26 protein-coding genes are annotated in these 24,623 nt (G+C 71.5%); 8 read left to right on the forward strand and 18 right to left on the reverse strand.

Annotated features, from left to right (window positions below; translation table 11 throughout):
- Positions 1-39: 39 nt before the first annotated feature.
- From GPA04_RS13495 to GPA04_RS13515, 5 genes are all read right to left on the reverse strand, one after another.
- Positions 40-1,632 carry a hypothetical protein gene (locus tag GPA04_RS13495; RefSeq protein ID WP_156224716.1) on the reverse strand — a complete coding sequence of 531 codons (1,593 nt, stop codon included), beginning with the start codon at positions 1,630-1,632 and terminating at the stop codon, positions 40-42.
- Positions 1,625-2,230, reverse strand: coding sequence for a hypothetical protein (locus GPA04_RS13500; protein ID WP_156224717.1), 606 nt, complete (start codon positions 2,228-2,230; stop codon positions 1,625-1,627). Before GPA04_RS13500 ends, GPA04_RS13495 begins: the two co-directional genes overlap by 8 nt.
- Entirely contained in the window at positions 2,227-2,829 is a 603-nt protein-coding gene (locus tag GPA04_RS13505; RefSeq protein ID WP_156224718.1) for a signal peptidase I, read from the reverse strand. Before GPA04_RS13505 ends, GPA04_RS13500 begins: the two co-directional genes overlap by 4 nt.
- A gap of 47 nt (positions 2,830-2,876) precedes the next feature.
- Complete coding sequence (locus GPA04_RS13510) at positions 2,877-3,314, reverse strand: hypothetical protein (protein ID WP_156224719.1); 438 nt, start codon at positions 3,312-3,314, stop codon at positions 2,877-2,879.
- A gap of 168 nt (positions 3,315-3,482) precedes the next feature.
- Positions 3,483-4,478, reverse strand: a complete 996-nt coding sequence (locus GPA04_RS13515; protein ID WP_206674224.1) for a putative endonuclease domain-containing protein — start codon at positions 4,476-4,478, stop codon at positions 3,483-3,485.
- A 230-nt stretch (positions 4,479-4,708) separates the two neighbouring features.
- Here GPA04_RS13515 and GPA04_RS13520 point away from each other — a divergent pair, with 230 nt between their 5' ends.
- A complete protein-coding gene (locus tag GPA04_RS13520) occupies positions 4,709-5,122 on the forward strand; it encodes a Fur family transcriptional regulator (protein ID WP_241680792.1) in 414 nt (137 codons plus the stop codon).
- A gap of 155 nt (positions 5,123-5,277) precedes the next feature.
- Positions 5,278-5,736, forward strand: coding sequence for a Dps family protein (locus GPA04_RS13525; protein WP_156224721.1), 459 nt, complete (start codon positions 5,278-5,280; stop codon positions 5,734-5,736).
- A gap of 221 nt (positions 5,737-5,957) precedes the next feature.
- On the opposite strand, the gene GPA04_RS13530 is transcribed toward GPA04_RS13525, so the two are convergent.
- The 3 genes from GPA04_RS13530 to GPA04_RS13540 form a co-directional block, all read right to left on the reverse strand.
- Positions 5,958-6,557, reverse strand: a complete 600-nt coding sequence (locus GPA04_RS13530) for a hypothetical protein (RefSeq protein WP_206674225.1) — start codon at positions 6,555-6,557, stop codon at positions 5,958-5,960.
- Positions 6,558-6,736: 179 nt separating this feature from the next.
- Entirely contained in the window at positions 6,737-7,318 is a 582-nt protein-coding gene (locus tag GPA04_RS13535; protein WP_156224722.1) for a DUF6318 family protein, read from the reverse strand.
- Between the two features lie 131 nt (positions 7,319-7,449).
- The gene (locus GPA04_RS13540; RefSeq protein ID WP_241680793.1) at positions 7,450-7,902 is read right to left on the reverse strand and encodes a DUF6069 family protein; all 453 of its coding nucleotides are present in this window, start codon (positions 7,900-7,902) and stop codon (positions 7,450-7,452) included.
- Between the two features lie 168 nt (positions 7,903-8,070).
- Here GPA04_RS13540 and GPA04_RS13545 point away from each other — a divergent pair, with 168 nt between their 5' ends.
- Together GPA04_RS13545 and GPA04_RS13550 are read left to right on the forward strand one after the other, a co-directional pair.
- Positions 8,071-9,270, forward strand: a complete 1,200-nt coding sequence (locus tag GPA04_RS13545; protein WP_206674226.1) for a sensor histidine kinase — start codon at positions 8,071-8,073, stop codon at positions 9,268-9,270.
- Positions 9,246-9,893 (forward strand): response regulator transcription factor, encoded by a 648-nt coding sequence (locus tag GPA04_RS13550; protein WP_156224723.1) that lies wholly within the window; start codon positions 9,246-9,248, stop codon positions 9,891-9,893. The genes GPA04_RS13545 and GPA04_RS13550 overlap by 25 nt, the downstream gene beginning before the upstream one ends.
- 40 nt (positions 9,894-9,933) lie before the next feature.
- Here the strand turns inward: GPA04_RS13550 and GPA04_RS13555 are convergent, their stop codons facing one another.
- The 5 genes from GPA04_RS13555 to GPA04_RS13575 all read right to left on the reverse strand — a co-directional run bounded on the left by GPA04_RS13555 (position 9,934) and on the right by GPA04_RS13575 (position 16,150).
- Positions 9,934-10,812: a carbohydrate ABC transporter permease gene (locus GPA04_RS13555; RefSeq protein ID WP_156224724.1), complete on the reverse strand. Its 879-nt coding sequence runs from the start codon at positions 10,810-10,812 to the stop codon at positions 9,934-9,936.
- The gene (locus GPA04_RS13560; protein ID WP_156224725.1) at positions 10,805-11,752 is read right to left on the reverse strand and encodes a carbohydrate ABC transporter permease; all 948 of its coding nucleotides are present in this window, start codon (positions 11,750-11,752) and stop codon (positions 10,805-10,807) included. Before GPA04_RS13560 ends, GPA04_RS13555 begins: the two co-directional genes overlap by 8 nt.
- A 67-nt stretch (positions 11,753-11,819) precedes the next feature.
- Entirely contained in the window at positions 11,820-13,184 is a 1,365-nt protein-coding gene (locus GPA04_RS13565) for an ABC transporter substrate-binding protein (RefSeq protein ID WP_162458609.1), read from the reverse strand.
- Positions 13,185-13,292: 108 nt separating this feature from the next.
- Positions 13,293-14,798: an arabinosylfuranosidase ArfA gene (gene arfA / locus GPA04_RS13570; protein WP_156224727.1), complete on the reverse strand. Its 1,506-nt coding sequence runs from the start codon at positions 14,796-14,798 to the stop codon at positions 13,293-13,295.
- A 14-nt stretch (positions 14,799-14,812) separates the two neighbouring features.
- Positions 14,813-16,150, reverse strand: a complete 1,338-nt coding sequence (locus tag GPA04_RS13575) for a homoserine dehydrogenase (protein ID WP_156224728.1) — start codon at positions 16,148-16,150, stop codon at positions 14,813-14,815.
- A 99-nt stretch (positions 16,151-16,249) separates the two neighbouring features.
- Here GPA04_RS13575 and otnK point away from each other — a divergent pair, with 99 nt between their 5' ends.
- The gene (gene otnK, locus GPA04_RS13580; protein WP_156224729.1) at positions 16,250-17,494 is read left to right on the forward strand and encodes a 3-oxo-tetronate kinase; all 1,245 of its coding nucleotides are present in this window, start codon (positions 16,250-16,252) and stop codon (positions 17,492-17,494) included.
- Complete coding sequence (locus GPA04_RS13585; RefSeq protein ID WP_156224730.1) at positions 17,491-18,165, forward strand: class II aldolase/adducin family protein; 675 nt, start codon at positions 17,491-17,493, stop codon at positions 18,163-18,165. Before otnK ends, GPA04_RS13585 begins: the two co-directional genes overlap by 4 nt.
- 27 nt (positions 18,166-18,192) lie before the next feature.
- On the opposite strand, the gene GPA04_RS13590 is transcribed toward GPA04_RS13585, so the two are convergent.
- Positions 18,193-19,023, reverse strand: coding sequence for a DeoR/GlpR family DNA-binding transcription regulator (locus GPA04_RS13590; RefSeq protein ID WP_156224731.1), 831 nt, complete (start codon positions 19,021-19,023; stop codon positions 18,193-18,195).
- 55 nt (positions 19,024-19,078) lie between these two features.
- A complete protein-coding gene (locus GPA04_RS13595) occupies positions 19,079-20,413 on the reverse strand; it encodes a GNAT family N-acetyltransferase (protein WP_156224732.1) in 1,335 nt (444 codons plus the stop codon).
- A 64-nt stretch (positions 20,414-20,477) separates the two neighbouring features.
- On the opposite strand from GPA04_RS13595, the gene GPA04_RS13600 reads away from it, so the two are divergent.
- Positions 20,478-20,888: a nucleotidyltransferase family protein gene (locus GPA04_RS13600; protein WP_241680795.1), complete on the forward strand. Its 411-nt coding sequence runs from the start codon at positions 20,478-20,480 to the stop codon at positions 20,886-20,888.
- Complete coding sequence (locus GPA04_RS13605) at positions 20,885-21,235, forward strand: HepT-like ribonuclease domain-containing protein (protein ID WP_156224733.1); 351 nt, start codon at positions 20,885-20,887, stop codon at positions 21,233-21,235. The genes GPA04_RS13600 and GPA04_RS13605 overlap by 4 nt, the downstream gene beginning before the upstream one ends.
- A gap of 139 nt (positions 21,236-21,374) precedes the next feature.
- Here GPA04_RS13605 and GPA04_RS13610 read toward each other — a convergent pair whose 3' ends face one another.
- From GPA04_RS13610 to GPA04_RS13620, 3 genes are all read right to left on the reverse strand, one after another.
- Positions 21,375-22,235, reverse strand: coding sequence for an alpha/beta fold hydrolase (locus tag GPA04_RS13610; protein ID WP_156224734.1), 861 nt, complete (start codon positions 22,233-22,235; stop codon positions 21,375-21,377).
- Between the two features lie 86 nt (positions 22,236-22,321).
- Positions 22,322-22,663, reverse strand: coding sequence for a hypothetical protein (locus GPA04_RS13615; RefSeq protein ID WP_156224735.1), 342 nt, complete (start codon positions 22,661-22,663; stop codon positions 22,322-22,324).
- Entirely contained in the window at positions 22,660-24,603 is a 1,944-nt protein-coding gene (locus GPA04_RS13620) for a penicillin-binding transpeptidase domain-containing protein (RefSeq protein WP_156224736.1), read from the reverse strand. Before GPA04_RS13620 ends, GPA04_RS13615 begins: the two co-directional genes overlap by 4 nt.
- Positions 24,604-24,623 lie beyond the last annotated feature (20 nt).

Below are 24,623 nucleotides of genomic sequence, written 5' to 3' on the forward strand. Positions count from 1 at the left end.
CCCTCTCGGTGGCATGCCGGCTCTCGAACGCCGTCACGATCAGCCCTGCGCGCAGGGCAGTCGCCAGCCCGGACCCGGACCGTACGCGGCGAACGTGATCTCGCGCGAGTGGCTGGCCGAGACCAGCTGGGTGTCACCGGGCGTGCCCTGCAGGACGTAGCGCGTGGTGCTGCCCGGCACGGGCGTCGCGACCACCTGGCTGAAGGTGATCGGCCGGCCGGCGAGGCTGGTGCCGCACACGAGCTGCGCCAGGTCCACCTCGGCACGCCACGGCACGTAGAACTCGCTGGTCGAGGTGACCTTGACCCGGAAGGTGACGTACCAGTCGCCCTGGGGGACGACGCTCACCTTGACGTCGTACAGCGCCGGGTTCACCGGTGGGGTCGGCACACTGGTCGCGCAGAACCGCACCGTGCGGGAGCCGCCCGCCTCGACCTTGCGGGCCCAGTCGTTCGAGCCGCCCACCGTCCAGTACCCGGTCTTGGCGTCGAAGCTGCGGGTTGCGATGTTGTCCAGCGTCACGGTTCCGGCCGCGGTGGGGTTCATGCCCCACATCGGCGCCAGCTTCGTGTTGAACGTGACCGTCCAGTCCCCCAGCGCTCGGCTGGTGGTGTTGGTGACCGTGAACTCGTGGCAGAAGGTGAGCACGTTGGTCTGCACCCCGGTCCACGGCGTGTGGTAGCGGTAGGACATCCCCGGGCTGACCGTCACCGGCACGAGCGCGTTGCCGGTGGTGGCCGGTGGCGGTGGGGTGCTGCCGCCGCCGCCGTCGTCGGTTCCGCCACCCGGGTCGGGAGCGGGGGTCGCGCCGGCGGGGACGGTGACGCGGGCGAGGGCGGTGCCGGCCGCTGCGCTGACGCCGCCTCCCAGCACCTGCGGCAGGCTGATGGCGACGTCGAGCTGCACGGCGGACAGCGTCGACCAGCGCTGGCCGCTGAGGTCGATCGAGATCCGCGCGCCGCCGCTGACGGGCGTGGCGGTGCCGACGGCGGTGGTGAAGGTCTCGACGCCGCTGGCCGTGGTGCGAGCGATCAGCACCCGGGCGCCGCCGAGCTGCGCGGGAACCGCGCCGGCCACGTCGACGACGACGCTGCTGACGACACCCGCGTTGGCGGTCGCAGTGGCGGTGGCGGTCGTCGCCGCCCGGCCCGCGAAACCGGCGAGCGAGCCGGTGAGGCCACCGAGGTTGCCCAGGCTGCTCGCGCCGTCGGCTCCCGTCACGGCCAGGGCGACGGCGGTCGTGGCGGTCAGGGCCGGAAGGGCCGCGCAGGCGGCGGTCAGCCGGGCGGCGTCGAGCGTGAGCGAGCCCGTGGCCGCGGTGACGTCCGTGACGATCTCGCACGGCTGCGCACCCGCGATCGTGAGACGCACCTCGTCCTCGGCGCGGAAGCCGCGCGCGGGGTCGGCGGTGACGCCGACCTCCCCCACCCGCCAGCCGCCGTTCTGCCACGTCGGCTTCCAGCTCAACGAGACACCGTCCAGCAGCTGGGTCGACGCGGCGGCGCCACCCAGGTCCTGGGTGCGAAGGCCGCCGAGCCCCGTCGCCGAGGAGAGGACGACGGAGCTCAGCGCGATCGCGGCGATCAGCGCGATCAGGTAACGGGGAAGGCGGCGACGGCGGGCCTCACGCACGGTGGGTCTCCTGGCGGGTGCGGTGTCGCAGGGCGGCGCCCAGCACGACGAGAGCGGCAGCGAGCGCGGCGAACCAGGCCGCGTTGGTCCCGGTGATCGGCAGCGCGGTGCCCGCCGGTCCCGCGGTGTCGATGCTGCCGCCGACCTGGTGGCTCCCGCTCACGGCGCCGGTGCTGCCGGGCTCGGCGGGTGCCACGGGCGCGGTCGGGCTGGTCGGGGAGGCCGGGTTCGGCGTCGTCGGCACGGCGGAGCGGAGCGTGAGCGCCAGCCGCTCGACCTGGGCGGCGGGGATCCGGTGCTCGCTGACGTCGACGGTCAGCGGACCCGAGGTCACGGTGACCGGGACCTCGGCGTAGAGGTGCTGCTCGGACCCGACGGCGACCACGAGGTCGACCCCGGCGCAGGCCTCCAGGCCGCTGAGCACCAGGGTGGACAACTCGTAGCGACCCGCGTCGTAGCGGGTGGTCCAGGTGACCGCGGTCGACGCGGTGGAGCACGAGGGCTCTGGCGGCTGGGTGGCGGCGGTCGCAGCCGGCGCGATCGCGATGGTGGCGACGAGCGCGGCAGCTGTCGCGGCGGCCCTGCGGAACACACTCATGGTGCGGTCTCCTCCAGGGTCGGGGCGCCGTCGTCGGCCTCGTCGGTCTCCTCGTCCTCGGGACGGGACGACCACAGCATGACGGTGACGATGCCGCCCAGTGCGCCCGCCACGAGGATCGGCAGCACAGCCGGGCCGAGGAAGCGGCCGAGGCCGGGTACGTGCAGCACGGCGGCGCCGGCGATGTCGTCGGCGGTGAGCGTCCACTGATCGGCCGCGGGGTTGTTGTCGCCGACGGTCGTGTAGACCATCTCGCCGGAGTCGAGCCGGTCGGCGGTGGCGACGCGGTGGATGACGTGGCCGCCCGCACCGGGCTGGTCGTCGGGCACCGTGTAGGAGACCACGTCGCCGGGCTCGTAGCCCGCCTGCCGCCACGTGACGACGAGGTCACCGGTGTAGTACGTGGGCTCCATCGAGTGACCGCTGACGATCGTCAGGCCGGTCAGCCCGCCCCACTGAGCGGGCCAGAGGAGCGCGGCCGCCACGGCCACGAGGAGCCAGCCGAGGATCGTGGCCGCCCTGCTGCGGGTGGGTGACTCCGCCTTCGACGGGGTGACGCAGGCACCGGTCCCTGCCCGGTCCGGTGCCTGCGTGATCATGAGTGTCCCGTTCGTCGACGTGGTGCGTGGTCAGGTCTGGCGAGGGATCAGGGAAGGTCGGTCCCGGTGGCGGAACCGCCGCCGACGAGGACCACGGAGACACCCTCGACGTCGTGGGCGGCGATGCTCGGGAGAGCCGCGGCGCCGAAGTCGACGGTGCCCTCGGCGTCGATGGTGCCCTCGAACTCGGTCGTGCCCTCGGCGAGCTCGAGCGTGAGCTGGACGTCGGCACCCTCGGGGAGGGTCTCCTTGGCGTCGGTGGTGTCGAGCGTGAAGCCGCTGACGACGTAGTAGCCGAGCGCGGCGTCGTACGCGGTGTCCCAGTCGACGTCGAGGCCGCCGGTGACCGGCGACTGCACGACGTTGCTGTTGGCGCCCAGCCACTGCGTGGTGAGCCCACCCAGCGAGGCGGCGGATGCGGCGACGGCGGTGGCGACGGCCACACCGGCGAGGACGGCGACGACGTTCTTCTTGCGGAGCTTCATGATTGCCTCTCGAGATCGGCCGGGTACGGCCCGGTTCCTGATGTCCCCCCGCATCCACAAGGTCGTGTCGCGGTGATGAGAAGGACGCTATGAGCCGCTCCTCAACGGCCCCTCAGGGCATCGGCAGCGCTCCCTCAAGATCTGCTCAAGATCCGCTTGGCGTGTCGTTCACACGTACCTGGCACGTGCAGACGACACGGCAGGCGGCACCGATGCGGGGCAGCGTGGGCACCGTCGGGGGCCGCCTGTCCACCCCCGCCGGCGCAGGATCTCCGCGATCCAGTGCGCCGTGCGGCACGGATCGGTGAACACCAGGCCGTACGTGACGCGCGCGGTCGCGGCGGCTGAGCTCGCTAGCTCCGCCAGGTCACGGGTCGCGTCTCGGTCGCGCGCGGCGGCGGTACCGTGGAACGAATAGCCGTCCAGCTCGACGACGAGCGAGAACTCCGGGTACCTGATGTCCTGACGAGTGGGAGTACCGGTCGCCTCGCTCGGGTGCTGGCGGCGTGCTCGCGGTAGCCCGTGCGGACGTTCTACGCGATGGCGGTATCCCCGTTCGAGGACGGACCACACGCCGTCACGGAGATCGGAGAGCATCGCCTCGATCAGTGCTCGCCCGCTGAGGCGGTGCCGAGCGGAGAGCGCTGCGGCGATCCGTTCGAGGGTAGTCTCGCGCGACTGCGCGGTCCTGGCCAACGTGGCGAACGCGGCCGCGACATCACCGCCCCGGATCTGCTGGGACATCACGCTCAGAACCGCGTGCTCGATCCTGACCCTCGGTGGCGAGCGATGCCACAGAACCCACTCGTCCAGCTGGGTGATGCGCCGCATCCGCACCCCCACCGGAAGCTGAACCTTCCTGCCGGGTGCCACCACGATGTGCACGAGCCCGGGTGCTGTTCCAGGGAGGACCGATTCGTCCGCGAGCGCGGCCGGCCATGCGGCCAGCACGGCGACCCACTCGCGCTGCCGCCGGGTCAGCGGGCCGGTGTGGTCGAGACAGACACCAGGATGGACACGGCGCAGTTCCCGCCGCCTGACCATGCGTTCGACATCGTGCTGCTGCGCCCCCAGCTGGCGAAGCTGCCGCAGCGCGATCACGCCGTCCTGGTGGCGTAGGAGGTCGACGAGTGCGGGCTCGCCGAGCTCGAACCGCTGACCCATCGATGCACGGTGGCAGGTGGCGGTGCCTGCCCGCTCGCCTCGACGAGGGGTGCTGTGCATACCGCGGCATCGGGGGACACCTGTGGATGCGGCCGCGCTGTGTCTGGATGGCGCCGCCCGTGCTCGATAGCGCCCCTGCCGTGTCGTTCACACGTGCCTGGTACGTGCAGGCGACACAACAGACGTCGCTCAGAGTTGAGTCGTTCACGATCACGACTTACCGTGGTGTGGTGACTGCGACCGCGACCTCGGACGTCGACCTGCTGCGCGCCAGCGGGCTGCGCGCGACGTCCGGGCGCCTCGCGATCCTCGCGGCGCTGGACGAGACCCCGCACGCCGACGCCGAGACGCTGCGCGGCCGGCTCGGGGACGCGGCACCGAGCCTGCAGGCCGTGCACAACATCCTCGCCGACCTGCACGCCGCGGGGATCGTGCGCCGGTTCGAGCCCGCGCGCTCGGCCGCGCGGTACGAGCGCCGGGTCGCCGACAACCACCACCACGCGGTGTGCTCCTCGTGCGGGAAGGTGGTCGACGTCGACTGCACCACCGGCGCGGCCCCGTGCCTGCACGGACCCACACCTCCCGGGTTCGCCGTCGCCACGGCCGAGGTCATCTTCTGGGGCGTCTGCACCGACTGCGCGTGATCGCTGCCCGGTGAAGCGCTGCGCCCGGTTGCCGGGCGTCTCGGGCAAGGTTCGCCTTGCCTTGCTGGCACGAGATCGGCAACCGTCCTAAACTGGAGTCGTTCACGACAGCAGGACCCGGGTCGCCCGCGCGGCGGCCGGAAAGGCAGGATCTGATGACCCGTACCACCGCCTCCGAGAAGCTCCGCGGCTACCTCCAGCGCGTCCTCGTCGACCTGATCGACCTGCAGCTGCAGGGCAAGCAGGCCCACTGGAACGTCACCGGCCGCGGCTTCCGCAGCCTCCACCTGCAGCTCGACGAGCTCGTCGCCATCGCCCGCGAGGAGAGCGACGTCATCGCCGAGCGCATGCGCGCCCTCCAGGTCGTGCCCGACGGCCGCACCGAGACCGTCTCCGCCACCACCGACCTCACCGCCTACGCCGGCGACCTGGTGTCGGTCACCGACACGGTCGACGCCATCGTCGACCGCATCTCGCAGACCGTGACCGTGCTCCGCGAGGTCCACTCCGACATCGAGGCCGAGGACCCGCCCACCGCGGACCTCATCAACAACATCGTCAACCAGCTCGAGCAGCAGTCCTGGATGATCGCCTCGCAGAACCTCGAGGCCTGACGCCTGACCTCCACCGAACGGCCCGGCCCGCCCCGCGCGGTGCCGGGCCGTTCGCTTTCAACGCACTTTCGCCCGCTCCTCGCTTTCAACGCACTTTCGCCCGCTCGTCGCTTTCAACGCACTTTCGCCCCTCGGGCGCCGGGTTGCCTACGGCGGGTCCGGGAGAGATGTGCGCGGTTGTCGGGGCCGTCTGTGCCGATCCATGACGGCGGAATCACGGCTCAGGGGACGAGGTGGACGTCCATGGCGACGATCTCGACCGGGTCGGTGCTGCTGGTGGTGGTGGCGAAGCCGGCGATCGGGAGCCACGGGCCGCTGCCGTTGATCTGGAGCTCGCCCTGCCAGGAGGTCGTCAGCGAGACCGCGACGGCGTCCGCCGCGTTCGTGTAGACGTGCGCCACGGTCTGGTTCGGGTACGCCCGGCCCGGGTCCGTGGTCGACAGCGCCGGGCTGCCGTCCCCGAAGTCCCACGAGTAGTGGACCGGAGTCGCGCGGATCGTCACCGGGACGCCCAGGATCGTCGTGCTCAGCAGCTGCTGATCCGCCTCGGTGTAGACGACGAAGTCGACATTCACCAACGCCCAGTCACCATCCGGCTGCGCCGTGATCGACGGCGTTGCCAACGGCAGCGTCTTGAACTCCGAGGCCACCAACGCCACGATCTCCGCCGTGGTCAGCGAGTCCTCGTCCTCCTCGCACAGGTCCGTCTCCTCGTTGAGGAGCGTCCCCTCCTCGTCCGCTGCCTGGCGTAGGGCGCACACCACGAGCGCTTCCTCATAGCTGTCTTCCACCAGCTGCAGCGACGAATCCGACGTCGTCATCGGGGTGTCGTCAACGCGGACGCTTAGGTGGCCGCCGATATTGAACGAACCGTCCTCCGACTCAGAGAAGAACGAACTGGTTTCATCGTCAGTTTCAGCCGCCGAGGGAGCCGCAGGCAAGATAGTTGCCAGCGCGATGAGACCCATGTATGCGCCAGTGCGAAGCTTGAACAATCTCATCATCCGAAGTTCACTCCAAACACGACGTAGCGCTCGTCGACGTACTGGAGACCTACCTGAACATCACCGGACGCACCCGGTCGCGCGTCTGAGGTCCCATCGCCGGCATGAATCGTCGAGGGCTGCTCAGTCACCGTGAACTGAACCACGTAGTTCGGCTCGTCCGCCGTGGGGTAGTTCGCAGTCGCCTCGTCGATGTCGAAGACGAGCTCGCCACCCTCGACCCAGCCACCTTCCTCGTGAATCTCCACAACGTTTTCGATCGAACTGGCGCAGAACTCACACTCTGGCGCACTCATCGCCTCGAACTGTGTGGTGTCGCCGGTCTGCCGCATGTAGGTGTACAGATCCATGAAGTACCGAGCGGCCCAGATCGCTCCGATGTGATCGTCGACCGCCGCTTCCGGCGCCGGCGTCGGCGCCTCGACCTCAGGCGGGGTGGGGATGTCGGACGGTTCCGTCGTGACCTCGGTCGGGGTGGTGCTCTCCGACGTGACGGTGCCGGTGGTGGGTGGCTCGGTTGGCCCCTCGCCGCCGTCGCAGGCCGAGAGAAGCAGGCCGGCGCTCATCGCGAGCGCCAACGCTGCACCTCCCGCCCTGCGAGTCACGGCCCTCCCCTGTCATGTCCGTGCCCGAGAAAATACTTGGCTCTCTCCCCAGGCACAACAGTGGTTGTGGACAAACCTCGGCGGCATGTGGATCTCCGGGCGCGTCAGCGGCGCAGCCCGAGCATCACGATCAGGCCCACGACCACGTGCTCGGTGGCCAGCACCACCAGCGCGCCGGTGGTGACCGCGCCGGCCACGCCCAGCAGCGAGGCGAGCAGCGCGACGCCGCTCAGCACCAGCCAGATCCGCTGGGCCCGCGTCGGGTTCTTGCCGATCCTGCCGATCACGGCTCGGGCGCCCCACCCGGCCAGGGCCGCAAGGAGGCTCGCCGCCACCACCGAGGTGATCGTGACCGTCTGCAGCGCGGCGCCGGTGTCGACGGCCACCGTGCCCACCCCGGCCAGCTGGCCGAGCGCCCACACCAGGAGCGCGCCGGCCACCGCGAGCAAGGGCACCATCCATCGGGGCAGCCGACGGCGGGCTGACGCGCCCCGAGCGGTGGCGCTCGCCTGGTCGGCGTTCCGGACGGCGGCGTTCGTGTCGTTCATGCTGGCCATGGCTGGCTCCTCTCTCGTGCGGCAGGGTTGCCGCGTCGGGAGTCAACGCTCCGCCGAACAAGGCGACGGCGGTACCGCCGGGGGTCGGCGGTTCCGACGACCTTCGTCTCGCGGGGCACCGACTTTGGTCGGTGCCGCTGCCGGGACCCCGATGCCTACGGTGAGTTCATGACCACGACCTGGGTGCCGCCATGGGTGCGCCACGCGACCGCCGCGGAGGAGGTCTGGGACGGGCTCCCCGAGGTGCAGCGCCGCTATCTCCGGCTGGCGATCGTGCCGCTCGGCCTCCTCAGCGCCGTCGTGGTGTGGAGCACCTGGAAGGCCGGGAACGCGCACCTGGTCCTCGACATCACCGTGGGGATCCTGGCGACCGCCGCGGCACCGCTGCTCTGGACCCGGTATCAGGTGCCGACGGCGATCGCGCTCGCGGCGCTGGCCGCGCTCTCGCCCGCTGCCACACCGGCCGCCACGGCGATGGCGGTCGTCGCCGGCCGGTTGCGCTCGCTCCGGATCGCGATCCCGGTCGCGGCTGCCGGCGTCCTCGGCCACGCCGTGCAGGGACTGTGGCGACCCGTGCCGCACCCGTTCGGCTGGTGGCTGCTGGGCGTGGCCGCCGTCTACGGCGCCCTCGCCGGCTGGGGCGCGTGGGCTCGGACCCGGACCGAGCTGCTCCGCTCGCTGCACGACCGTGCACTCAGGGCCGAGCAGGAGCAGACCACACGGATGCAGCACGCCAAGGCCGACGAGCGGGCACGCATCGCGCGCGAGATGCACGACAGCCTGGCCCACCACCTCACCCTCATCGCCGCGACCTCCGGCGCCCTTGAGTACCGCCACGACGTCGAACCGGACGCCGCCCGAGCGGCCGCCGGCCGCGTGCGCGCCGCCGCCGGCGACGCGCTGGTGGAGCTGCGCGCCATCCTGCGGGTGCTCCGGACCGAGGGCGACGAGCTGCGACCCGCGCCAGGGATGGCCGAGCTGCCCGCGCTCGTCGAGCAGGCCCGTACCGACGGCACCGACGTGACCTGGCAGCGCACCGGGGCGGCGGACCCACCGGCCGCCGTCGGGCTCGCGACCTACCGGGTGCTCCAGGAGGCCTTGACCAACGCGCGGCGGCACGCGCCCGGGGCGAGCGTGGACGTCACGCTGACCAGCGAGCCGGGGCGGGTGGAGCTGCGCGTCGTCAACGGGCCGGTACCCGCACCGGTCCTGCCGAGCGAGACCGGTTCGGGCACCGGGCTCGTCGGGCTGTCCGAGCGGGCCGAGCTGCTGGGCGGCACCCTCGTCGCGGAACCGCAGCCCGACGGCGGTTTCGCCGTCGTCGCCTCGTTACCGTGGGAGCCATGGGACCGGTCCGGATCGTCATAGTCGACGACGACGCCCTGGTGCGCTCCGCCCTCCGGCTCATGCTCGACGGCGCGGACGGCATCGAGGTCGTCGCCGAGGCCGGGGACGGCGCCGAGGTGCCCGGTGTGCTCGCCGCGCACGCGGTCGACGTCGTCCTCATGGACCTCCGCATGCCCGGTGTCGACGGCATCGCCGCCACCCGGGAGGTGAGACGACGGCGCGACGCACCGGCCGTCGTCGTGCTCACGACGTTCGACACCCAGGCCGAGGTCGAGGGCGCGCTGGCCGCCGGTGCCGCGGGCTACCTGCTCAAGGACGCAGCGCCGCCGCGGATCGTCGCCGCCGTCCGCGCGGCTGCGGCCGGGGAGCCGGTGCTGGCGCCGCAGGTGGCGCGTCGGCTCATGGACGCCGCCGCGGCCAGCAGCGCCGACCGGGAGTCGGCACGCGCGCGGCTGGCGCGGCTCACCCCCCGCGAGCGCGAGGTCGCCGAGTGCATCGGCCGCGGCGCCAGCAACGCCGACATCGGCCACGAGCTGCACCTGAGCGTTCCCACCGTGAAGGCCTACACCTCCAGCGTCCTCGACAAGCTCGACCTCACGAGCCGGACCCACGTCGCGCTGCTGGTGCAGCAGGCGCAGGAGTGACGCGCCGCTCGCGCGGCGCGTCCCGCCGGTCAGCCTCCGGCTACTTGACCGCCCCGAGGGCGAGCCCGCTCTGCCACTGGCGCTGCATGGCGAGGAAGGCGGCGATCAACGGCACCACGGCGAGCAGCGACCCGGTGATGAGCATCGGGTAGAGGTCCTGGCCGGCGCTGCCGTCGATGGTGGCGAGCGCGCGCCAGTTGTTGAGCCCCACGGTGAGCGGGTACAGCGCGTTGTCGGAGATCATCACCAGTGGCAGGAAGAAGTTGTTCCAGCTGGCCACCAGCGAGAACAGCAGCACGGTCGCGATCGCGGGCCGCAGCATCGGCAGCGAGATGCCGGCGAACACGCGGAGCTCACCGGCGCCGTCGATCCGGGCGGACTCCAGCACCTCGTCCGGCACCGAGTCCTGTGCGTAGATCCGGATCAGGTAGACGCCGAGCGGGTTCAGCAGACCCGGGATGATCACCGCCCAGACCGTGTTCACCAGCCCGATGCTCGACATGATCATGTAGGTGGGCAGCACGAGCACGGTGTTCGGGATCATCACCGCACCGAGCAGCACGCCGAAGGCCACCTTCTTGCCGCGGAACCGGTACTTCGCGAAGGCGTAGCCGCCGGCGGTGGCGAGCGCCGTGGCACCGACCGCCGAGGTCACCGAGTACAGCACCGTGTTGCCGATCCAGGTGAAGAAGATGCCGCCCTGATAGCTGAAGGTGCGGGCGAGGTTGTCGAGGAAGGCGAAGGAGTCCGCGAACCACAGCGAGTGGCTCGAGAACATCTGGCCGGTGGTCTTGGTGGACGCCACCACGATCCACCAGAAGGGCAGGAAGAAGTACACGATCGAGACCACCAGCGCGGCCGCGACGGCGACCCGCCCCGGGGTCATGGGGGCGCGGGGGCGGCGCGCGAGATCAGTCATTCAGACCACTCCGGCGGCGGGTTGCGAACAGGAAGATGTAGGAGCCGATGATGATGACGATCCCCAGCACGAACGAGATGGTCGCCGAGTAGTTGAACTGCCCGTAGGAGAAGGCCTGGTTGTAGGCGTACATGTTGGGCGTGAAGTCGGCGGGCACGGCGTCCGGTCGGGTCGACTGCATCACCTTGGGCTCGGAGAAGATCTGCAGCGTGGCGATGATCGTGAACACCGCGGACAGCACCACGGCCGGCGCCACCAGCGGCAGCTTGATGCGGATCGCGAGCTTCCAGCCGCCCGCACCGTCGAGCCGCGCCGCCTCATAGATCTCCCGCGGCAGACCCTGCAGAGCCGAGTAGATGATGATCATGTTGTAGCCGGTCATCTGCCACGTCAGGACGTTGACCAGCGAGTACAGCACCCAGGTCTTGCCGAGGAGGTCCGGGGCGGCGTCGCCCAGGAGCTGGGTCAGGATCGCCGCCGGGCCCAGCTGCGGGCTGTAGAGGAAGCCCCACATCAGCACGCCGATCACCGCCGGCACCGCGTAGGGCATGAAGGCGACCAGCCGCGCCAGACGCGAGAGCCGCGTGGTGGCCGCGTCGAGCAGCAGCGCCAGGATGAGTGCCAGCACCAGCATCAGCGGCGCCTGCAGCACCCCGAACCACAGCACGCGCTTGAGCCCGGTGATGAACGACTCGTCCCCGAACACCCGCACGTAGTTCTCGAAGCCCGCCCACCGCTGCGCGCCCGTGATCGACCGAGCGTGCAGGCTGAGCCAGAGCGCGTAGCCGAGCGGCACGATGAGCAGTGCGACGAAGCTGACGGCGAACGGGGCGAGCAGCAGCCACCCGAAGCGGCCGCGCCGCGCCTCCTGGCCGCCGCCCGAGCGCTGCTGCGGAGATCGGCGACGCGTCACCCTGGGCTCCGCGACGGTCTGGCTCATCTGCGTTCTTTCTGGTCATGGCGCCGGCACCCTCGGGCTCCGAGGGTGCCGGCGTCGTGCTCGGGGCTCAGCCCTCGGAGACGGTCATCCCGACGGACTCGGCGTAGTCGACGAGGATCTGCTGGATCGCGGCCGCAGCCTCGTCCATCGTCTGCTCGCCGGCGATGGCGGAGGCCACCTGCTCGTTGATCGTCGACTTCGCGAACGAGTCGAAGGGCGTGAAGCTCAGCGGGCTCACGCTCTGAGCAGCAGGCACGAAGATCTCGTTGACGGGCTGGTCACCGAAGAACTCATAGGGACGCTCGAGGAAGTCGGGCGACTCGGCGACCGGGTTGAAGACCGGGAACAGGAAGGCCTTGTCGATGCCGACCTCCCACGGCTCCTCGGAGCCGAAGATCTCGATCGCGACCTGGGCGGCCGCCTCCGGGGAGTCGGTCTGGCTGGTCACCGCGAACGTGGAACCGCCGTGGTTGCCCTGCAGGTCGTCGCCCTCGTTCCACTGCGGCATCGGCGCCACCCGCCAGCTGCCTGACGTCGCCTCGGCGATGTTGCCCAGGTAGCCGGGGCGCCACGCCGCCTCGATGGTGGTGAGGTAGGTGCCGGCGGCGATCCCGGCGTCCCAGTCGGTCGAGTGGTACGGCGCGTCGTCGATGAGCCCCTCGGCGATCATGTCGCCCCAGTAGTTGAGGACCTGGCGCGTGATCTCGTTGTCGAAGTTGATCACCACCTCCTCCGGGTTGGAGAAGTCGTAGCCGTAGGGGGCGCCGCCGGCCTGCTGGATCAGACCGACCAGGTTGGAGGCGTTGCCGACCTGGAAGTCCGACAGGTAGAGGTCGGGGTTGGCGGCCTTGAGGGCCTCGGCCGTCGCGCGGTACTCCTCCCACGTGGTCGCCGGCTCCAGGCCGTACTCCTCGTAGAGGTCGGCGCGGTAGAACATGCCGATCGGTCCGGCGTCGACCGGGATCGCGTAGACGGCGTCGCCCTGCGACACCTGGTCCCACACCCACTCGGGGTAGGAGTCCGCCACCTCGGTCGCGCCGTAGGGGCCGATGTCGAGCAGGCCGTCCATCACCATGAAGCTCGGCATCTCGCTGAGCTCCATCTGGATCAGGTCCGGGGCGCCGGAGCCGGACTCGAGCGCGGTGCGCAGCTTGGCGTAGGCGTCCTCACCGACGCCTGCGTTGACCAGCTCGACCTGGACGTCCTCGTGGCTGGCGTTGAAGACGTCGACCACCTCCTGGAACTCGGGATACCAGGCCCAGACGGTCACGGTCGCGACACCGTCGGCGTCGGTGGCGTCGCCGCCGCCTGTGTCACCGCTGCCGCCACCGCCCCCGCCCGGGCCCGAGCATGCGGCGCCGAGGGCGAGCGCGGCCGTTGCTGCTGCAGCCGCCATCAGCCTCCGACCACGTCGTGCGGAGTGGATAGCCATGTGAATCCTCCTTGAAAGACAGCGCATCCGGGGTCGTGCCATTGCGACCGAGATCTGGAGATTATCAGAAGTTCACACCACGTTACACATCAGAACGTCACGGTGTGATCACGTGTTCGGCTGCAGGCGGACCATGCTCCACGACAGCGGCGGGATCCCGACCGGCTGACCGTCCCAGGAGGTCACCGACTCCTCGATCCCGATCCGCGGCTGGTCGACGGCGTTGGTCGCCTCCGCGCTCGGGCCGGACAGCACCGCGTGGGTCAGCGTGGCGCCGGGCCCGAGCGAGCTGAAGCCACGCACGTCCAGCTCCAGCGGGATGGTGCGCTCGAGGTCACGGTTGACCACGAAGAAGGTCACGGCACCCGAGGGCTCCCGCACGGCTGCCACGTCGAGGTCGGCGACGTCGTCGTGCGACTCGGTGCTGTGCCGACCGGTGGTGAGCCCGACGTGCAGGCTGTCACCACGGCCGTAGCGGCTGGCGTAGGCGAACGGGTAGAACGTCGACTGCCGCCACGCCGGGCCGCCGCCCCGCTCGGTGCGGATCGGCGCGATGACGTTGACCAGCTGCGCCAGGCACGCGATCCGCACCCGGTCGCTGCGCCGCAGGATCGAGTTGATGAAGCTGCCGACCACGAGCGCGTCGGCCAGCGAGTAGATGTCGCCGATCAGCTCGGGCGCGACCGGCCAGACGCCGATCTCGCGGGGCCGGGAGTTGTACCAGACGTTCCACTCGTCGAACGCGAGCGGCATCGCCTTGCTGTGCTTGCCGGCGGCGCGCGCGTAGTCGACGCTCGCGATCACGGCATCGATGTAGGCGTCGATGTCGATCCCCGAGGCGAGCAGCGAGCGCAGGTCCGGGGTCCGTTCGGGGTCGACATACATGTGCATCGACAGGTAGTCGACGTGCTGGTAGCACTGCTCGAGCACCTGGGCCTCCCACGTCGCGAAGGTCGGCATGATCGGCTTCGAGGTGCCGCACGCGACGAGCTCGATCGCGGGGTTGACGCGGCGCATCGCCACCGCGGTCTCGGCGGCCAGCCGGCCGTACTCGTAGGCGGTCTTGTGACCGAGCTGCCAGGGGCCGTCCATCTCGTTGCCCAGGCACCACACCGGCACGTCGTAGGGCTCGGCGACACCGTGCTCGCGGCGCAGGTCGGCCCAGTAGCTGCCGTCGCGGAGCGTCGTGTACTCCAGCAGCGCGGTCGCGGCGTCGATGCCGCGGGTGCCGAGGTTGACGGCCATCATCGCCTCGGCGCCCACGGAGCGTGCGTAGCCGAGGAACTCGTTGGTGCCGACCTGGTTGGTCTCGATGCTGCGCCAGGCGAGGTCCCGACGGCGGGGCCGTGCCTCGCGCGGTCCGACGCCGTCCTCCCAGTGGTAGCCCGAGACGAAGTTGCCTCCGGGGTAGCGCAGGATCGTCGGACCCAGCTCGCGGACCAGCTCCGCGACGTCCTGGCGGAAGCCCGCCTCGTCCGCCGTCGGGTGCTCGGGGTCGAAGATGCCGTCGTAGACGCATCGGCCCATGTGCTCCACGAAGGACCCGTAGACGCGGGGATCGATGTCGCCGATCACCATGCTGGGGTCGACGAGGACGCGGGAGGGGGAGCTCATCAGAGGCCTTTCGGTCACGGGGTGGGCTGCTGCTCGGCGAGGAGCTCGAGCACGAGGGGGTCGACGCCGTCGACGTCGCTCAGCTGGACGAGGTGACCGGCGGGGACCTCGTGACGGAGTCGGGCGCCGTCGAGCGCGTAGTAGGGGGCGGCGCCATCGGTGGCGCCGGTCCGCAGCCAGGGGTGGGTGCCGGCGATCTCGTGGTGGTGCCCGGCCACGACGAACCGGTGGCCCGCCGGCAGCGGCTCGGTGGTGCGCGCGAGCATCGACACGAGCGGTCCTGTCGTTGCCGGCCGCGGCACGCGCGCGTGCGCCTCGGCGATCGTCCGCGGGATCTCCAGCCCCATGAGGTGGAACGGCAGCCCGATGCAGATCAGGTCGCGGCGACCGCTGACGACGTGGCCCTTGGCGGCCAGCAGCTCGGCGACCTCGCGGTCGTGGACGCGGACGACGACGAACTCGCCCCCGGCGAAGCTGGCCTCGTCCGGGCGGCGCAGCGAGGTGAACACCTCGACCACGCCCGCGGTGCCGAGCAGGCCACCCTCCTGGCGCGGCCGCAGCACGTCCGCGAGCTCGGTCGTGCGCAGGATCGGGTAGTGCAGCTCGGGGGTGTCGATGCCGAGCCCGGTGAGGTTGGCGGCCACGGTCAGCTCGCAGTAGTCGGCGGCGGCGCGGAGCTTGAGGGTCGAGGTCGCCGCTCGGCGGGCCTCGACGCCGGCCGCGACGTCCTCACCGAGGTGCCAGTGCTCCACCAGGTCCGGCGCGGCAGCGGTCGCCTCCTGCAGCGAGACCGTCGCGTCGTCCAGGTCCAGGACCAGGTCGTACTCGCTGGACTTGCCGGCGGCCACGATCTCGAGCCCGAGGTCCCGCGCGCAGCTCACCAGCGCGGCCAGGTTCGCGGGCTGGTCCCCGGCACCGGCGCGGATCACGACGCCCCGGTCCGCCGCTCGCCGTCCGAGCGCGACACCGATGGTCGCCTCGGTCTCCTTGCTCACCAGCACGACCGGTCGGTCGGCCTCGACCGCCGCGAGCGTGGTGCGGGCGCTGACGGGCACCGAGCCGGTCGCCTCCACGAGGACGTCGTAGGCGTGGGGGTCGATGAGCGCGGTGTCGGCGACGATCGCGATCGCGCCGTTCTCGACGGCGTGGCGCACCTCGCGCACCTCGCTGCAGACCCGGGCGGGCGCGTCGTAGCCGAGATCCTCGAGCAGTGCCCGCACCGCCTCGGTGTCCAGGTCGCACAGCACGGTGGGCCGTTGGGCCGGGTGCCGGCGCAGCGCGAGCAGCACGGTGCGTCCGAAGCCGCCACCGGCCCCGACGAGGGCGACCCTGATACCTGACTGCTCGTCCACCACTCGCTCCGCTCGGCCGACCACGATGACTGCCCGTGCAGCGTAACATTTCGGAACACCTGTGTAACATGCCGTCACACCACTCTCGGAGGGAGCCGCATGGCACGCCTGGGCGCGATCGCCGACGACGTCACCGGCGCCGTCGACCTCGCCACCAACCTCGTCGCGCGCGGCTTCCGCACCCGGCTGGTGGTCGGCGCGCCCGAGACGCTCACGGCCACCGACGCCGAGGCGGTGGTGATCGCGCTGAAGTCGCGCACCGCACCCGTGGCCGACGCGCTGGCCGACTCCGCCGCGGCGCTGGACGCCCTGCAGGGGCTGGGCTGCGACCAGATCTACGTCAAGTACTGCTCGACCTTCGACTCGACGCCAGAGGGCAACATCGGGCCGGTCTGCGAGATGGTCGCCGACAGGCTCGGCGTCCGGCACTGCGTGGTCGTCCCCAGCTTTCCGGCCAACGGCCGCACCGTCTACCAGGGGCACCTGTTCGTCGGGTCCACGCTGCTCGCGGAGAGCTCGATGGCGCAGCACCCGCTGACGCCGATGCGCGACTCGAGCGTGGTGCGGCTGCTCGCCGCCCAGACCACCTCGCCGGTCGGCCTGGTCGAGCTCGCCACCGTGCAGCAGGGGCCCGAGCAGCTGCGGGCGGAGCTCGATCGGCGCGGCGGCGCCGGTGAGCGGTTCCTCGTGGTCGACGCCGTCAGCGACGAGGACCTGCGCACCATCGCCGAGGCGACCGAGCGGGACGTCCTGGTCACGGGCGGTTCGGGCCTCGCGCTGGGGATGAGCGGCCCGCACCCGGGCCACGCCCGTGCGCAGGCGCCGGCCGAGACGCTGAGCGGCCCGCGGCTGGTCCTCGTGGGGAGCGCGTCGGCCGCGACCGCGCGCCAGCGCGAGGCGGCGCAGGCCGCCGGGCTGACGTGCCTGACCATCGACCCCCGGCACGCCGAGGACGCCCTCGGTGGTGTGGTCGAGCAGGCGCGCGCGGCGTGGCGGGATCACCCCGAGACGCCGGTCGTCATCGCGCCGGAGCCGATCGAGGACCCCGCCGAGCGGCTCGCGCTCGCTGCCCGCCTCGAGGCCGCGCTGGCCTCGCTCAGCCGGACGCTGCTCGAGCTGGGTGTGCGCCGCATGGTCATCGCCGGGGGCGAGACCTCCGGGGCGGTGGTGGGTGAGCTCGGTGCGCACGACCTGCGGGTCGGTGGGTCCCTCGGGCCCGGCCTGGCGTGGACCTTCGCGCACGCCTCGACGGCGGCCGGTCAGGTGCCGATCGCGCTCGCGCTGAAGTCGGGGAACTTCGGCGCCGACTCGCTCTTCATCGACGCCTGGGAGGCACTGATATGACCGACCGGGATGCCATCGCCCTGCGCGAGGAGGAGCGCGAGGCCGTCGCCGAGCTCCTGGAGGCGGCGCACCACCTTGCCGGGCTCGGGCTGAGCCCAGGCTCGTCCGGGAACGTCAGCGTGCGCACCGGCGACCACGTGCTGGTCTCCGCGACCGGCACGCAGATGGGGAGCCTGGCGCCCGAGGGTCTGTCACGGCTGGACCTGCACGGAAACCTGGTCGACGGCCCGCGACCCACGAAGGAGGCACCGCTCCACCTCGCCTTCTACCGGCGCTCCCCCGAGCTGCGGTGCGTGATCCACCTGCACTCCCCGGCGGCCGTCGCGGCCTCGTGCCTGCCGCCCTACTCCGAGCGGAGCGCGTTGCCGCCGATCACGCCGTACTTCGTGATGCGGGTCGGTCAGACGCCGCTGCTGCCGTACGCCGTGCCCGGTTCGGTCGAGCACGGGGACAGCATCGAGGGGCTGACCTTCGCGTTCCGCGCCGCGCTGCTGCAGAACCACGGGGCCGTGTGCGCCGGCACCACCGTGGCGGCGGCACGCGAGGCCGCGATCGAGCTCGAGGCAGCGGCCGAGGTGCTGCTCAAGCTCCCCACCGCCGGGTACCACACGCTGAGCGAGGAGCAGGCGCACGCCGTCGCCGCGGCACACGGCTCGCACTGGGACCGGTAGCCCCGGCTCGCACCCCGAGGTGCGTCGCTAGGACGCGGCGACGCGCTCGTTCGCCGAGCCCGCGAGCAACAGCTCGGTGCCTCGCTCCCGGATGGCCGACGCGGCCGAGGGTGGGAGCGCATCATCGGTGAGGATGACGTCGAGCTCGCTCACCTCGGCCACGCGGTGCGTGGCGAACAGGCCGTACTTGATGCTGCCTGCGACCAGCACCGAGCGCTCCGCGACGTCGAGCGCCGCGCGCTTGACGTCGACCTTGGCCTCGTGCGGGGTGGTGACGCCCCGGGCGGCGTCCCAGCTGCTGGAGCTGAGGAAGGCGATGTCGACGTTGAGCTGGCGCATGGTGCCTGCCGCGAGGCGACCGACCGACGACCGGTTGCGGTGGTCGAGCAGGCCACCGGTGTGGATGACGTCGATCTGCTCGGCGTCGACCAGCTCCAGCAGAGTGCCGAAGTCGTTGGTGACCACGGTGAGCCGCTTCCGCTGAAGCAGGTGCGGCACCATCGCGAGCAGCGTGGTGCCGGCGTCGAGGTAGACCGTCATGTCCTCGGCGACCATCTCGGCGGCGACCCTGGCCATCGTCGACTTGTGGGCGACGTCCACGGTCTCCTTCTCCAGGCGCGCCGGCTCGAGCCCCAGGTGGCTGGCCAGTCGCACACCCCCGGGCACCGAGTGCACCCGACCGGCGCGTTCGAGCACCTCGATGTCGCGCCTGACGGTCATGTGCGAGACCCCGAGGCTCTCGGTCAGCTCACGCACCGACAGCACGTTGGTCTCACGGAGCATCCGGAGCAGCTCATCACGACGTTGGTCCGGGATCACCGGCCACCCCCTCGTAGTCGACGCGTTCGGCGCCAACATTACGTCACATGACTTCACACGCGACCGCGGCGGTGCACCACCGCCTCCAGCCGGCTCAGTACCAGTAGCCCAGCACCGGTGCGGTGATCGGCGTGAAGGCGACGTCGAGCCAACGGGCGGTCTCGAGGTCGGTCTCGATCCGGCCGGCAGCCAGGAAGGTGGAGGCGGTGACGCCACCGAGCAGCAGCGAGCTGAGCTCGCTGATCCCGAGCACGACGCGACCCTGGTCGCCCTCGTTCGCTCCGCCGTCGACCTTCTCGACCACACCGGTGCCCGACGCGTCGACCCCCAGGCGCCAGGCGCCGTCGGCGATCCCGAGCGGGTCGGTGACCACGAAGGTGACCGCGCCCGGGACCCGGAAGTGCCGGGCCTGCAGGCAGCGCGCCACGTCGAGAATCCGCAGCCAGTGGTGGTCCCGCTCGGTGACCTGCAGGGCGCGGTCGTTGGCGATCATCCAGCGCAGCGGGTCGTCGAGGGAGCGCAGGCCGGCGGTCACGGTGCCGATGAGGTCGTGCTCGACGGCGTAGCGCCAGATGGCGGCGTAGGCGTCGCGACCGTCGGCGAGCGCGGTGATGACGTCGAGGGTGGAGGCGGGGAAGTCTGCCTCGTTCTCCTTCACGGTGTAGACCAGGACGCCGCGCACCACGCCCTCGGCGTCGGTGTAGCGGACGCCGCGGACCTTCGGGTCGGGCTTTCCGGGGGTGAGGCCGGCGAGCCCGGTCCACAACCGCGGCCAGCCGTCGATCTCACCGGGGCGGCTGCCCCGGGTGGCCTCGTTGAGGGCGGCCAGGTCGCGCTCGATGTCCTCGCGCTCGATGTGGTCGAGCCGCCCCGGGTTCTCGCCCTCGGTGGGGCGCGGACCCACCCAGCCGGCGCGGCGGGTGTTGATCGTCCAGGTGCCGGTGCGGGCAGCGATCCCGAAGCCGTAGCGGCCGTAGAGGGTGGCCTCGGAGACGGTCAGGCCCGCGATCGGGAGGCCGGCATCGGCGGCTGCGCGCAGCTCACCCTCGAGCAGGGCGCGGGCGATGCCCCGACGGCGGTGCGTCGAGGACACGGTCACCGCGCTGATCGACCACATCGGCAGGAACGAGTCGGCATCGACCGTGACGTCCATGACCCAGGAGTTGACCGTGGCCACCGGGGCGCCCGGCACAGCTCCCCGCGGGTCGTAGACGCCGACCATCCGGTTGCCGTGGAACGACTCGCGCCACCCCTGCACCTGCTCCGGCGTGGGGCGCTCGCCGAGGAAGCCTCGCCCGACCGTGGCGTTGTAGAGGTCGAACTCCTCCCCCGCCGTGGCCACGGTGCGGTACTCCAGGCCCCGGGAGGCCAGAGCTTCGGTGGATCGAGGGTCGAGCGGGACGGTCTCAGCGACGGTGCGGTCGGTCATGGCCGCAACGCTAGCCGTGGGGCCCGACACTCGGCCAGGCCAATCCACCAGAAGGGGTCGACGCGTGACGGTCGCCGCCGCACGAGAGTACTTCCGTTCCTTTCGGCCGCTACCCGGCCTGTGGACAGCTCGTTACGCTGACCATATGTCCAGCGCCGCAGCGCCCCTCGGACGGCCCCTCGGAGGTCCAACAGGCCGTCTCGTCGCCGCACGACGACACGAGCTGCGCGAGGTGCTACGCCGGCACGGCGTGAGCAATGCCCGGATCTTCGGGAGCGTTGCGCGGGGTGACGACCGGGAGGGCAGCGACCTCGACCTCCTCGTCGACCTGGACACAGGTACGAGCCTCGTCGACCTGGTCGGTATCCAGCTCGAGCTCGAGGATCTTCTCGGCATCTCGGTTGACCTGATTCCCGCCAACGGTGTGACCGAGCGCGTTCGCAGCTCCGCCGAGTCTGACCTGATGCCGCTGTGAGCCGATCGGACGCCGACCTGCTCGAGGACATCGAGAACGCGATCGGTGCGATTCGATCGCACCTGACGCACGGGCCGCTGACCGAGCCGTTGGTCATGGACGCCGTATCCATGCGGCTGCTCGAAATCGGCGAGTCGGTCAAGGCGCTCAGCGACACCGCCAAAGCTTCTGAGTCCGGGATCAAGTGGCGGCAGATCGCGGGCATGCGTGACGTCCTCGCTCATCACTACTTCGCCACGCATCCCGAAATCATCCAAGCAACGGTGGACAAGGACCTCGGTGAGCTTGCTGGTGCGGTGAGCCGGATGCGTGGGCGCCAGCAACAGCTCTCAGACGGCGGCACCTAGGCCCATGGACGGCGGATTCACCGTTGCCCGTCTCGTCGCACCGTCAGTCTCCGGAGGGCAAGAGCCCGCACTCGAATTGACCGCTGCCGTGTCCTCGACACCCATGTCTACAAGACACGTGACGTCACGGCGGGCTGCTTTACGCCAGCACCTCACGCAGCGTCACGGCGAACGCGGCAGGGTCGTTGCCCGGTGACCACTCGTTGGCCACGAAGCCGCCGTGGTCGCCGGGGAAGACCACCGGGTCGACCCCGAGCAGCGCGGCCAGCGCCTCGCCGCCGCGGCGGGCCATCGCTCCGGCCCCCTCGGCACCGATCGCCGGCACGATGCGCACCCCGGTCGCCTTGAGGGCCTCGGCGTCGGGCAGGTACGGCGGCATCGCCATGTTGTAGGCGAGCAGCGGGTCCTCGCGCGAGCCGTCGTCCTCGGTGGGCATCCCGAGCTGCGCGGGGTCGGGGTCGGGCTGGTCCAGGTAGTCCGGCGTCAGCTCTCCGGTGTGCATGACCAGCCGGACGAACTTCGCCATCGCGGGGCCGAAGCCACGCTGCCGGTAGGTCTCGACGATGTCCTCGTTGACCTTGAGCAGCACCTCGGCATCGGGCAGCAGCAGCGTGAGCGGTGGCTCGTGCGCCACCAGTGTGCGCACGTCCTGCGGGTGCGCCACCACCCAGGGCAGCGCGGCCTGCGCGCCGCCGCTGGAGCCGAACGCGTCGACCGGTCCGAGCCCGGCGGCCTCGACCACGCGGTGCAGGTCGTCGCCGTGGATCTCGACCGTGACCTCACCACCCGCGGTGAGGTGGCTGCGCTCCGCCATGCGCGGGTCATAGGTGAGCACCACCCGGTCGTCCAGGTGCCCGACCAGCTGCGCGAAGCCGGAGGCCCCCATGGGCGAGCCGAACACGAACAGCGGCGGGTGATCGCTCGGCCCGTCCGGCTCGTGGACGTCGTAGGTCAGCACCGCGCCGGGCACCTCGAGGGTGTGGGTGGTCGTCGTGGGCATCGAAGGTCCTCTCGTCGTGGGTGTGACGGTAGCCAGTGGGCTCCGTCAGCACCACCGTTCGCCGGTCGGCGCAGCGACGTGTGATCTCACAGCAGCCCCAGCCCGAGCACGAGAGCCGCCACCACCAGCGTGACCACCGCCTCGACGAGGGCGAGCACGCGCAACCGGCTGCCTCGCCCGGCGAGGGCGAACCCGACCACCGGACCGAGCAGTCCCACGCCGACCGCCGCCAGCGCGAGCCGCGATGCCGCCTCCTGCTGCTGCCGCGTGGGCAGCTCACCGAAGAACGGGGCGGCGGTGATGAGCGCCCCGTAGCCGAGCACCGGCCAGGAGATCCAGGCGACGAGGAGGATCCCGGCGAGCACGGTGCGCGACACCCCGAGGCGGTGACCCGTGCGCCTGCGGGACGCACCGCCGTCGGGCGTCATCGGTTGACGTCCTCCAGGAAGCTCTCGACGACGGAACCCGCCGCACCCGCTCCGTGGCCGCCGCCCTGGACGAGCGCCGCGACCGCCAGATCCCCCTGGTAGGCGATCATCCAGGAGTCGACCCGGTAGTCCTCGCCCTCCCCGGCCTCGGCCGAGCCGGTCTTGGCGTGGACCGGCTCCCCGGGCACGTCGGCCAGCAGCGTCGCGGTGCCCTCCTCGACGACCGCCCGCATGAACGCGGCGAGCGTCTGCGCCTCCTCGGCGCTCAGCGGCTGGGCGGGTGCGTCGCCGGCGGCTGCGCCGCCGTCGGCAAGGTCGTCGGGCTCGAGCACGAGCCGGGGCGTGACGACCTCGCCGGCCTGGATGGTCGCCGCGACGACGGCCATCGCCAGCGGTGAGGCGAGGATGTCTCCCTGTCCGATGAGCGAGGCCGCGAGCTCGGTGTCGGTCATCTCGGTCGGCACCGTGCCTGTGTAGGCGGGCCAGTCGACGCGCAGCGCCTGGCCGAGTCCCAGGCTCGCCGCAGCATCGGCGAGCTGCTGCGGCGTCAGCTGGTCGCGCGCGTTGATGAGCGCGGAGTTGCAGGACTGCGCGAGCGCCTCGGTCAGCGTGATGTCGCCGACGTAGGCGCTCGGGTAGCCCGGGTAGTTCCTGATGGTCCGGCCGGACACGGTCGCCACCTGCGTGCACGAGACGACGTCGTCGGCCGCGAAGCCCGCCCGGAGCAGCGCGAGCGCGGTCACCATCTTGAAGGTCGATCCCGGCGCGAGGGTCGCCAGCATCGCGAGGTTCTGCCCCTCGGTGCCGGGCCCGTTCGCCACCGCCAGCACCTCCCCGGTGGAGGGCCGGATCGCCACCAGCCCCGCGGGCGCCTCCTGGGTCTCGAGGGCGTGCTCGGCCGCGGTCTGCATCGCCGTGGCGAGCGTGAGCTGGAGGTCGCCGCCGTCCGTCGTCTCCTCCTCGTAGAGCACCTCGCTCTCGTCGCCGTGGCTGAACGTGACCACGAGACCGGGCGTCCCCCGCAGGTGCGCGTCGTAGGTGTGCTGCAGCCCGGAGAGACCGACGACGTCGCCCGGTCCGACGGCGCCCTCGGACGCCTCGATGATCTCGGCCGTGGCCTCGCCCGCCCGGCCCAGCAGCGGACGCGCCCAGCTCGCGGTCGGCGCGAGCGGCAGCTCGTCGGGCAGGGCGACCGCGCCGGGGATCGACTCCAGCTCCGCGAGGGGCACCTCGTCGGACTCCTGCCGGACGGTGATGATCTCGACGAACGCCCGCGGCCCGGCGGCCATGACGCGCTCGGCGTACCCGACAGGGTCGTCGAGCCCCACGACCTCGGCGAGGGCTACGGCGGCCGCGTGGATCTCCTCGTCCTCGACGTCGTCGGGCAGCGCGGTCTTGTCGATACCGACGCGGTAGACCGGTCGGCCGGTGACGATGGGGACGCCGCCCCCGTCGCGGATGTCGCCCCGCTCCGGCTCAGGGCGGGTCAGCCGGAGCTCACCGCCCATGCCCAGCCCTTCCGCGAGCGCGGCCTCGTCGTAGGCGGCCTGCCAGTTCCCGTCCTGGTCCTCGGTCACCTGGGCCTGGGTGGTGTAGGTCCAGTCCTCGGCGCCGTCCTCGTCGAGATCCCAGGCCCACTCGAGGACGACGTCGGCGGCCCGAGGGCCGTCGTCGGCCAGCGTGCGGGGCTCGCCGATCTCGATGGCGATGACCCGCCTCGGGAGGTCGGCGAGGTTGGTCAAGGGGATGGTCAGATCGACGTCGGTCCACAGGGACTCGGTCTCCCCGCTCGCCAGCACCTCGGCGAGCCGGTGCGCGGCGCGCTCGTGCTCCGCGCGGTCGGGCTCGGTGCCTGGCTGGTTCCCGGTGCAGGCTCCCAGACCGAGAGCGGCGATCATCACGAGTGACGGGACGACAACCCGTCGGCGAAGTCGTGTCATGCCGGAAGTCTGTGTCGCTC

Origin of the sequence: Pseudactinotalea suaedae (assembly GCF_009733815.1) — a bacterium.
Taxonomy (GTDB): Bacteria; Actinomycetota; Actinomycetes; order Actinomycetales; family Beutenbergiaceae; genus Pseudactinotalea; species Pseudactinotalea suaedae.

Bases quoted from the DNA above. Each gene is read 5' to 3' on its own strand.
- GPA04_RS13500 (WP_156224717.1), bottom strand. From the start codon at position 2,230: ATGAGTGTGTTCCGCAGGGCCGCCGCGACAGCTGCCGCGCTCGTCGCC.
- GPA04_RS13505 (WP_156224718.1), bottom strand. From the start codon at position 2,829: ATGATCACGCAGGCACCGGACCGGGCAGGGACCGGTGCCTGCGTCACC.
- GPA04_RS13510 (WP_156224719.1), bottom strand. From the start codon at position 3,314: ATGAAGCTCCGCAAGAAGAACGTCGTCGCCGTCCTCGCCGGTGTGGCC.
- GPA04_RS13515 (WP_206674224.1), bottom strand. From the start codon at position 4,478: ATGGGTCAGCGGTTCGAGCTCGGCGAGCCCGCACTCGTCGACCTCCTA.
- GPA04_RS13525 (WP_156224721.1), top strand. From the start codon at position 5,278: ATGACCCGTACCACCGCCTCCGAGAAGCTCCGCGGCTACCTCCAGCGC.
- GPA04_RS13530 (WP_206674225.1), bottom strand. From the start codon at position 6,557: ATGACGACGTCGGATTCGTCGCTGCAGCTGGTGGAAGACAGCTATGAG.
- GPA04_RS13540 (WP_241680793.1), bottom strand. From the start codon at position 7,902: ATGGCCAGCATGAACGACACGAACGCCGCCGTCCGGAACGCCGACCAG.
- GPA04_RS13545 (WP_206674226.1), top strand. From the start codon at position 8,071: ATGACCACGACCTGGGTGCCGCCATGGGTGCGCCACGCGACCGCCGCG.
- GPA04_RS13550 (WP_156224723.1), top strand. From the start codon at position 9,246: ATGGGACCGGTCCGGATCGTCATAGTCGACGACGACGCCCTGGTGCGC.
- GPA04_RS13555 (WP_156224724.1), bottom strand. From the start codon at position 10,812: ATGACTGATCTCGCGCGCCGCCCCCGCGCCCCCATGACCCCGGGGCGG.
- GPA04_RS13560 (WP_156224725.1), bottom strand. From the start codon at position 11,752: ATGAGCCAGACCGTCGCGGAGCCCAGGGTGACGCGTCGCCGATCTCCG.
- GPA04_RS13565 (WP_162458609.1), bottom strand. From the start codon at position 13,184: ATGGCTATCCACTCCGCACGACGTGGTCGGAGGCTGATGGCGGCTGCA.
- arfA (WP_156224727.1), bottom strand. From the start codon at position 14,798: ATGAGCTCCCCCTCCCGCGTCCTCGTCGACCCCAGCATGGTGATCGGC.
- otnK (WP_156224729.1), top strand. From the start codon at position 16,250: ATGGCACGCCTGGGCGCGATCGCCGACGACGTCACCGGCGCCGTCGAC.
- GPA04_RS13585 (WP_156224730.1), top strand. From the start codon at position 17,491: ATGACCGACCGGGATGCCATCGCCCTGCGCGAGGAGGAGCGCGAGGCC.
- GPA04_RS13590 (WP_156224731.1), bottom strand. From the start codon at position 19,023: ATGTTGGCGCCGAACGCGTCGACTACGAGGGGGTGGCCGGTGATCCCG.
- GPA04_RS13595 (WP_156224732.1), bottom strand. From the start codon at position 20,413: ATGACCGACCGCACCGTCGCTGAGACCGTCCCGCTCGACCCTCGATCC.
- GPA04_RS13610 (WP_156224734.1), bottom strand. From the start codon at position 22,235: ATGCCCACGACGACCACCCACACCCTCGAGGTGCCCGGCGCGGTGCTG.
- GPA04_RS13615 (WP_156224735.1), bottom strand. From the start codon at position 22,663: ATGACGCCCGACGGCGGTGCGTCCCGCAGGCGCACGGGTCACCGCCTC.
- GPA04_RS13620 (WP_156224736.1), bottom strand. From the start codon at position 24,603: ATGACACGACTTCGCCGACGGGTTGTCGTCCCGTCACTCGTGATGATC.